Origin of the sequence: Cetobacterium somerae ATCC BAA-474, from assembly GCF_000479045.1 — a bacterium.
In the GTDB taxonomy this organism is placed as follows: Bacteria; Fusobacteriota; Fusobacteriia; order Fusobacteriales; family Fusobacteriaceae; genus Cetobacterium_A; species Cetobacterium_A somerae.
In genome coordinates this window covers 56382-59888 of sequence record NZ_KI518119.1, presented here as the reverse complement: position 1 = coordinate 59888, position 3507 = coordinate 56382, and the positions used below count along the sequence as shown (strand labels likewise).

The 3507-nt window shown below is 26.3% G+C and carries 3 protein-coding genes; 2 read left to right on the top strand and 1 reads right to left on the bottom strand.

All coding sequences use genetic code 11. The features are described 5' to 3' along the window. Positions 1 to 43: 43 nt before the first annotated feature. A complete protein-coding gene (locus HMPREF0202_RS05210; protein WP_023052208.1) occupies positions 44 to 1141 on the bottom strand; it encodes an anaerobic sulfatase maturase in 1098 nt (365 codons plus the stop codon). Positions 1142 to 1332: 191 nt separating this feature from the next. On the opposite strand from HMPREF0202_RS05210, the gene HMPREF0202_RS05205 reads away from it, so the two are divergent. Continuing rightward, positions 1333 to 2397: an efflux RND transporter periplasmic adaptor subunit gene (locus HMPREF0202_RS05205; protein WP_023052207.1), complete on the top strand. Its 1065-nt coding sequence runs from the start codon at positions 1333 to 1335 to the stop codon at positions 2395 to 2397. A gap of 9 nt (positions 2398 to 2406) precedes the next feature. Further along, positions 2407 to 3507 (top strand): efflux RND transporter permease subunit (locus HMPREF0202_RS15250; protein ID WP_023052206.1); only part of this gene is annotated, 1101 nt, incomplete at its 3' end.

Below are 3507 nucleotides of genomic sequence, written 5' to 3'. Positions count from 1 at the left end.
TATATTTTTTCATATAAACTCCTTCTCAATTTAGTTTGAAATATTAAAATGAATGAGCAATCTCTAAAAGTTGTTTTATATTTTTAGAATAAAAATACTTAAATGAATTACAAAATCTATTTTTATAAGTTCCATCTTGAAAATTTTTATGTCTTCTACATCCACTTTTACAAAGATTGAAATAATTACAAGTTTTACATTCTGAATCAAACTTTAATGAACTCTTAACGAAATTATAAGCTTTTTCAGAAGTAAGAATCTCTTTTAAAGAGGTAGAATGAATATTTCCTAATAGAAGCTCATCTAAAACATAAAAATCGCAAGGATAGATATTACCATTACTTTCAACTACAGTATTAACACTGCAATGTCCGTTCATATCGCAAGATTCAGCTTGATTATTTAAAATAATGGCTAATAAATTATCAAAAAAACGAATGCTAGTGTATTTTTTGTTTTTTAAATCATTACTCCACAAATTAAAAAGTTCATCTAAGAAAAATCCATATTCTTGTTCTGTTAAAGAATAATCTCCAGTAGAATTATCAAGTTTATCTAAACAAGGAATAAATTGTAGGTATTTAAACTTAGAGTTTTTAAAAAAAAGATAGATGTCTTTTAAATTTTCAACAGTTTTTTTATTAACTACACAAAGAATATTAAAATCGATATTATTCTTTTGTAATAGCTTAATATTTTTAAAAGTTTGACTAAAAGTTCCAGTTCCTAGTCTATCTTTTCTAAAAAAATTATGTATTTCTTTATGTCCATCTAAAGAAATACCAACTAAATATTTCTCTTGTTTAAATAAATTGGCCCATTCTTTATTTAACAAAATTCCATTAGTTTGAATAGCAAAGTTAACAGAAATATTATTTGTATTATATTTTTTTATAAAACTATGAAATGCTTTATAAAATTCAATTCCTATTAAAGTAGGTTCTCCACCTTGAAAAGAAAATGTAATAGAAGTCTTTGCAGTGAAGAAACTTTCTTTTACTAGCTTTTCTAAGGTTTCTATATTCATAAAACCAAAACTTGGATGAGCTCTATTAAATGCAACATCACTATAAAAACAGTAATCACAATTTATATTGCAAAGGCTTGATGACGGTTTGATTAAAAGATTTATATGTTTCATAAAAAGTACCTCCTAATTGTATGTTTATTATTATAACATAACAACATAAAAAAAGTTATATTTGGTTGATAAAAGTAAATATATTTTTTTAAAAATATAGTATAATATTAATTAAATATAAGCGATGCAAATAAATATCAAATATGATAAAATAGTTTTATATACAAAATAATAATAGTTGGAGGAAAAAAGTGATAAAAAAGTTACTGATAATATCAATATCATTAATATTATTTGGATGTGGTAGTAATAATGGCAAACAGAAATCAAAAGAAATTTTAGGAAAAAATATTAAAATATCTGAAATAAAACCAGAATCAATAATACGTCTAAATATATCGAGTGGAGTAACAGAACCTTTAAATGAAGTTAAAGTTGTAACTAAAACAGGTGGAACTGTAAAAAGGATAAATTTTAAAAATGGAGATAAAGTAAAAAAAGGTCAAATTATATTAGTTTTAGAGGATCAAGAAGTGCAATCAGCTTATTTAAAAGCTCAAGCAACATATATCTCTAATAAGGCAGATTTTGAAATAAAGAAAAAAAATTATGAAAAATTTAAGCAACTTTATGAAAAACAACTTATATCTGAAGAGGAGTATTTAGTGAAGAAAACTAATTTTCTTCAAGGAGAAAGTGCTTTGAAAAACTCAGAAGCGACTTATTTGGCTGCTAAGAAAGATTATGAAGATTTAATTGTCAAAGCAAAATTAAATGGAGTTATTACAGATTTAAATTTAAAGCTTTATGAAAAAATAACACCAAATAGTGATTTGGTAACAGTTGTTGATGATAGTAAAATGCTTGTAAAAACTGGAGTATCAGTCCATGAAATAAGTGAATTATCTGTTGGTAATAAAGCAGAAATAGATTTGGAAGGAATTGAAAATAACTATTTTGGTAATGTATATGAAATAAATCCCGTAGCAAATAAAGATAATAAAAAATATCAGATAAAAGTAGAAATTGAAAATCCAGAGGGAAAAATAAAAAAAGGAATGTACTCTAAGGTTTTAGTTGAAACAGGAAGCAAAAGAGGATACCTAGTTCCTAAAAATGCGATTGTTATAAAGGAACTATATTCATATATCTTCGTAGTAGAAAACGGAGAGGCTAAGAGGATAAAGGTAGAAAGAGGATATTCAAATAATGAAAAACAAGAGATTATAAGTGATGAACTTTATTCAAATATGAAACTTGTGACAGAGGGACAATTTTTATTAGAAGATAGAGATAAAGTTAATATTTTAAATTAGGGGGAACAGATGAATATAGCACAATTTTCAATAAAACGTCCTGTTGTCACTATGATGATAATAATATCAATGGTTATACTAGGAATATTAACATTAGTTAATTTAAAAACACAACTTATGCCAAATTATAATATGCCAATGGCTGCAATTAGAGTAAGTTGGAAAGGCGCCTCTCCAGATGATATGGAGAAGTTAGTTACAAAAGAAATTGAAAAAGGTTTAACAAGTGTGGAAGGAATAAAAAGAATTACAACTAAATCAACTATGGGAAAATCAGCACTAACAGTTGAATTTGAATACGGTGTTATTATAGATAATAAAGTTAATGATTTAGTAACAGCTGTTAGTAGAATAAGAAATAGTTTACCAGATGATATTGATGAACCAGTTATAAGAAAAACATCATCTTCTGGAGATAGAGTAATGCTTATTGGATTAAGAGGAGAGGATCTAATAAACTTAAAAAGTTTTGCAGATAACGTTGTTATACCAAGGTTAGAAAGAATAGAGGGTGTTGGAACCGTAAGTGTTTTTGGTGGATTAGAAAAGGAGATAAGTATAAATATTGATCCAGAGAAATTAGAGGCATATAATCTTACAGTTACGGATTTGTATAGTACATTAAAAAGTGCTAGTTTAAACTTCCCATCTGGATATATACGAGAAGGTGATAAAGAATACTTGGTAAAAGTATCAGGGGAAGCTAAAACTTTAGAAGATATTCAAGAAATAGTTTTAAAAAATTCAAATGGAGATACCCTATATTTAACAGATATAGCAGATGTTAATTTAGGAATAAAAGATAGAAGTAGTTATGGTAGAACTGATGGAATTGAAAATATTATAATAAATATAGAAAAGAGTGATGTTGGAAACACAGTTGAAATCTCTAAGATAGCAAAAGAGGAGTTAAAAAAGATGGAGCCTCTTTTACCTAAAGGAGCATCGTTTACTATAAATAGAGATTCTGCTGTGGATATAACGAGATCTATAAATACAGTTGAAAATAATGCTATAACAGGCCTTGTATTAGCTGGAATAATACTATTTATTTTTTTAAGAGACTGGAGAGCAACGTTAGTTGTAACAGTGGCTATACCAGTTTCAATA

What these genes read in the sequence shown, in the direction of transcription:
- HMPREF0202_RS05210 (WP_023052208.1), bottom strand. Translation starts at nt 1,141, where the DNA reads ATGAAACATATAAATCTTTTAATCAAACCGTCATCAAGCCTTTGCAAT.